At 70.7% G+C, this 4,549-nt stretch carries 4 protein-coding genes and 3 pseudogenes; 4 read left to right on the top strand and 3 right to left on the bottom strand.

The window, feature by feature from the left end:
- Positions 1-228: pseudogene (locus ACFWI9_RS11875) on the top strand (EamA family transporter); the annotation flags it as partial.
- A 513-nt stretch (positions 229-741) separates the two neighbouring features.
- Here ACFWI9_RS11875 and ACFWI9_RS11870 read toward each other — a convergent pair.
- Positions 742-1,572: an alpha/beta fold hydrolase gene (locus ACFWI9_RS11870; protein ID WP_387161000.1), complete on the bottom strand. Its 831-nt coding sequence runs from the start codon at positions 1,570-1,572 to the stop codon at positions 742-744.
- Between the two features lie 100 nt (positions 1,573-1,672).
- On the opposite strand from ACFWI9_RS11870, the gene ACFWI9_RS11865 reads away from it, so the two are divergent.
- Positions 1,673-2,560, top strand: coding sequence for an RNA polymerase sigma-70 factor (locus ACFWI9_RS11865; protein ID WP_387160998.1), 888 nt, complete (start codon positions 1,673-1,675; stop codon positions 2,558-2,560).
- Positions 2,561-2,834: 274 nt separating this feature from the next.
- Here ACFWI9_RS11865 and ACFWI9_RS11860 read toward each other — a convergent pair whose 3' ends face one another.
- Positions 2,835-3,473, bottom strand: coding sequence for an HAD-IA family hydrolase (locus tag ACFWI9_RS11860; protein ID WP_387160996.1), 639 nt, complete (start codon positions 3,471-3,473; stop codon positions 2,835-2,837).
- Positions 3,474-3,609: 136 nt separating this feature from the next.
- On the opposite strand from ACFWI9_RS11860, the pseudogene ACFWI9_RS11855 reads away from it, so the two are divergent.
- A pseudogene (locus ACFWI9_RS11855) lies at positions 3,610-3,735 on the top strand (IS5/IS1182 family transposase); the annotation flags it as partial.
- 100 nt (positions 3,736-3,835) lie between these two features.
- Complete coding sequence (locus ACFWI9_RS11850; RefSeq protein ID WP_387160994.1) at positions 3,836-4,273, top strand: hypothetical protein; 438 nt, start codon at positions 3,836-3,838, stop codon at positions 4,271-4,273.
- Positions 4,274-4,282: 9 nt separating this feature from the next.
- On the opposite strand, the pseudogene ACFWI9_RS11845 reads toward ACFWI9_RS11850, so the two are convergent.
- A pseudogene (locus tag ACFWI9_RS11845) lies at positions 4,283-4,549 on the bottom strand (hypothetical protein); the annotation flags it as partial.

Here is a 4,549-nt window from a genome sequence, read left to right as displayed (position 1 = left end):
CGGGGCCGCTCCCCCCCCCCCCCGCGGGGGGCCCGGCTCGCGCTGCTCGCCGCGGTGGGGATGGTGGGCTTCAACCTCGCCGTGCTGGCCGCGGAGCGCACGGCGGAGCCTGCCGTACCCGGCGTCCTGGTCGGATGCGCACCCGTGGTCGTGGCCGTGCTCGCACCGCTCCTGGACGGGCGCAGGCCGACTCGTCCCCTGATAGTCGGAGCCCTGCTGGTCGCCATGGGCGCCTTCACGGTCCAGGGCTGGGGTACCACGGACCCGGCCGGTGTCGCCTGGTCGTTCGCGGCCCTCGCGGGGGAGGTGGGCTTCGCGCTACTGGCCGTACCGGTGATCGCTCCGCTCGGACCCGTACGTCTGACCACCGTGGTGTGCGGGCTCGCCGCGCTGGAGTCCGCTCTCGTCGGGGCGCTGTACGACGGCGCCGCGATGCTTCGGTGGCCCTCCGCCGGAGAAGGACTCGCCCTGCTGTGGCAGTCCGTGGTCGTCACCGTGATCGGATTCATCCTCTGGTACGGCAGCGTCGGGCGTATCGGCGCGGAGCGCGCGACCCTCTTCTCAGGACTGATCCCGGTCTCCGCTGCCCTGACCGCACCGCTCGTCGGCACCGGCGGCTACGGCCTCGCCCAGGGGCTGGGCAGCACCCTCGTCGCGCTGGGCGTGGCCGTCGGCTCCGGTGCCTTGCGGCCCCCGCTGCCCGTCGGCTCCGGTGCCTCGCGGCCCTCAAAGCCTGGCGGCTCAGCGGCTGCCGTCGAGGATCACCCTGGCCACCAGCGCGGGGTCGTCGTTCATCGGCACATGACCGCAGCCGGGCAGGCGCACCAGTCGCGCGCCGGGGATGGTGTGCTTGGCCCGGATCCCCTGGCGGCGCAGCAGCAGGCGGTCTCGGTTGCCCCAGGCCACCGTGACCGGGAGCCCGGGCACGTCGTCGGTGACCCGGACGCTGCCGCCGGCGCTCAGGGTCCGGTGGAATCCGGTCGCCTCGCGGAGCGCGAGAGTCTCGGCGACCACCGCCTCGGGTGAGCGGCGGCCCGGGCGGGCGTAGATGGAGCTGGTGAGCACCGCGCGCCCGGCGGAGCTGCGGGCCAGGACGTCGATCATCGGCCGGGGCAGCGCCAGGGCGGCGCGGCGCATGGTGAGCAGCGTCCCGAACGCGTAGCGGCGCTCGGCCTCCGTCCAGAAGCCGGCCGGGGACAGCGCGGTCACGGAGCGGACGAGCTTCCCGCGGCCCAGTTCGAGCGCGAGCAGCCCACCGAGCGAGTTGCCCGCGACGTGGGGGCGCTCGATGCCGAGTGCTTCACAGAGGGCGCCGAGCAGGGGGACGACGGTGGGCAGGTCGTACGCCATACCGTCGGGCAGTCCGGGGGAGTTGCCGAAACCGGGCAGGTCGATGGCGATCACATCGCGTTCCGGCGCGAGCAGCGGGATGACCGGCTCCCAAGCCTGCCAGTGGTGGCCGATGCCGTGCAGTAGTAGCAGCGGCTCACCAGAGCCCGTGCGCTCGTAGGCCACCGTCAGGGTGTGCCGCATACCGGCCGATTCGACGTCGAACGAGACCTTCGAGGCCATGCTACTGCTCCTTGAACTCGGCGGTCACGCCCGCTGCTAGGGTTTGCAAGCAAAGGATTACCCCTCAGTAGCCTCCAGTTCAAGGGGATGCGTGCCACACGTGTCTGCTGTATCCGACGTCGACACGACCGCGGTTTTCGAGGAACACCGTCCGACGCTGACGGGAGTGGCCTACCGGATGCTCGGCCGGTTCGCCGACGCCGAAGACGTGGTGCAGGATGCCTGGTTGCGCTGGTCCGCCGAAAAGCGCGAGGACGTCCGGGATCCGGGTGGCTACCTCGTCACGATCACCACCCGGCTGGTCATCGACCGGCTGCGGCAAGCCCGGACCCGGCACGAGACCTACGTCGGGCCGTGGCTGCCCGAGCCCGTCGCGACCCGGTTCGTTCCTTCCTCGCCCGACGGCGCCGAGCGCGCCGAGCTCCGGGAGTCCGTGTCGCTGGCGGTGCTGATCGTCCTCGAGTCGCTGTCACCGCTGGAGCGGGCCGTGTTCGTGCTCAGGGAGGCGTTCGGATTCCCGTACGCGGACATCGCGGCCGCCGTCGAATGCAGCGAGGCCGCCGCGCGGCAGCTCGCCGGGCGCGCGCGCCGCCATGTCGAGGAGCGAAAGCCGCGGTACGACGTCGACGCGGCGCAGCGCCGTGAGCTCACCGAACGGTTCCTGGCCGCGGCGGGCGGCGGGGACCTCGACGCCCTGCTCGGGCTGCTCGCCCCCGATGTGCGGCTGGTCGGTGACAGCGGCGGCAAGGCCAAGGGGCCACGACGGGTCATCGAGACGGCCGACAAGGTGGGCCGCTTCCTCTTCGCCGTCACCAGGGAACCCCTGGTGGGCACGGAGTACCGCTTCACGGAGGTCAACGGCGCGCCCGCTCTGCTGGTGCTCGTCGACGGGCTGCCGGACACTGTCGTACAGGTCGAGGCCAGAGACGGCCGGATCCAGTGCGTCTACGTGATGCGCAACCCCGACAAACTCGCGAACGCTCTCTGAGCGCTGCCCGTGCCCGCGTGCCCGGGTGGCCCTGATCCCGCCGTCCACGGTCAGCGAGTCTGCGCCCGGGCCGGGCGTGCGGGGGGGGGTCTGGCGGATCGCGCTCGCTGCCGAAGCGCCTGACGGTCGCCCAGCTGGCCTCAGCTCTCCTCCTCACCCTGTGACTTCCCAGACGACAGGGCGGGCCCAGGATCAGCGGAGCGAAGACCGTGTCATGGCAGACGGTTCGCAAGGCGATCAACTCGGTCTGGCCGGGAGCGACCGGCCTGACGCGTCATCCGGACGGGACGCGTGCCGGAGTCACGGGCCCAGCGTCCAGATGAGCTGCGATGCGCGTGATCGTCCCGACGTTGTCCTCGAACAGATGCGCCTGCATGCCCGCCGCCCGGGCGGCCTCGACGTTGGCTGCGGCATCGTCCACGAAGAGACAGCTCTCCGGCCCCACCTCCAAACTGGCGCAAGCAGCTTCGAAGGCACGCGGGTCAGGCTTCTCGATGCCGATCTCGTGCGAGTAGACGATCTGCTCGACCAGTTCGTCGAAGTGGTACAGCGCCGTCTCCCGCTCCCGAGCCCCGACGAAGCTGTTGCTCAGGATGCCCAGCCTGCATCGCCCTTGCAGGCCCCGCACATATGCGATGAGTTCCTCGTTCGGCGTTCCCAGATACTCTGTCCAAAGATCAGCCATGAGGGCCTCCACCTGGTGAACGTCGAGACCCAAGCGTGATGCCACTTCCCAGTGCACCTCTTGTTCGCTGATGCTCCCGACGCCTCCGGCACGCCACACGTCGCGCATCCGCTCGTGCACGGTGCCCAGCGGCAGCTTCAGCCGTTCTTCCCACCGTTGCACCCATCCGGTTTCCGGCGTGATCTCCAGTACGCCACCGATATCGAGAATGACGCAGGTCGCGGTCACGCGAACTCCCCCTCTTCGTCCCGCCTGGCCAGCGGGCACACTCCTGTGATCTATGGAGACACTGTCGTCCTTCCCTTGGGGGCAAGGTCAAGCGATCTTGGAACCCCGTGACAGTCCTGTCGCGAGCCGCTGACAGTTGTCAGAGCCGACTCTGTCAGCCTGGCGGGCGGAGAGACGAGGCAAAGTCCTGGATATCGGACGCCCGCCCGAGCGCGTGCTCCGCCGGATCACGGACGCGCTCCCGTACGTCGATAGTGCCGGGCGGTGGCCTTCTCGCCGTAGAGGACGTGAAGGGCGACGAGGGTGAAGTCCGGCCCTGGGAGAACACGCCAGTTGTCAGTGTGGACGGGTTTACTGAACACATGACCCTCGCTCGGCATCTGGCGACGATCGACCGGCTGCGCTCCCGTCCCTTCCCCGCGGAGCCCGGCCGGTCGGACGTGGGTGACAGCGGCCCCGGCTTCCATACGGCCGAGTTGAGCACCAGTGAGGAGTTCTGGCACGACCGATCCCGGATGGAGCTCGTCGGCGAGCAGTTCGAGGCGGAGCGCGAGGCGCTCGCGCTGCTGCTGGGCGAACGCTGGGGTGAGCCGCAGGTGTTCAGTCTGCACTCGCTGCTCATCCGGTCCGTGGAGGACCGTGAGGAGATACCGGAGCCCTGGCAGGTGCTCAGCAACTCGGTACCGGACATGCATCTGTGGCGCGTGGACGGCAGGTGGGTGGCGCTCGGAATAGCCAAGTGGGACACCGAGCTGCCGTACCAGCTCCTGGCCGTGGTCACCGACACGGATCCCCCTTGAGCGGACGGGTCAGGAAGCCGCTGCGCGGCGGATCGCGTCCAGCGCCCGGGCCACGTCCTCATCCGTGGTCGACCAGTTGCTCACCGAGATCCGCATCACCCGCCGCCCGTGCCAGGTGGAGCCGCTGATCCAGACCGTGCCGTCCGCGAGTAGCCGGTCCAGCACCCGGTCCGTGCGCGCGTGGGGGGCGGCATACGGGGCCGCCGGGGGGGTCACCCCCGCGGGGGGGCCCCCGGGGCCCCCCGGTGCGCCCCAGCCCCGGGGGGCCCCCCCGGG

Origin of the sequence: Streptomyces sp. NPDC127084 (assembly GCF_042724175.1) — a bacterium.
In the GTDB taxonomy this organism is placed as follows: domain Bacteria; phylum Actinomycetota; class Actinomycetes; order Streptomycetales; family Streptomycetaceae; genus Streptomyces.
The sequence above is the reverse complement of the archived record's forward strand: the minus strand, read 5'-3'. Positions and strand labels throughout refer to the sequence as shown.

Excerpts from the sequence above, each read along its gene's own strand:
- ACFWI9_RS11850 (WP_387160994.1), top strand. The coding sequence starts at position 3,836 with ATGACCCTCGCTCGGCATCTGGCGACGATCGACCGGCTGCGCTCCCGT.
- ACFWI9_RS11870 (WP_387161000.1), bottom strand. The coding sequence starts at position 1,572 with ATGGCCTCGAAGGTCTCGTTCGACGTCGAATCGGCCGGTATGCGGCAC.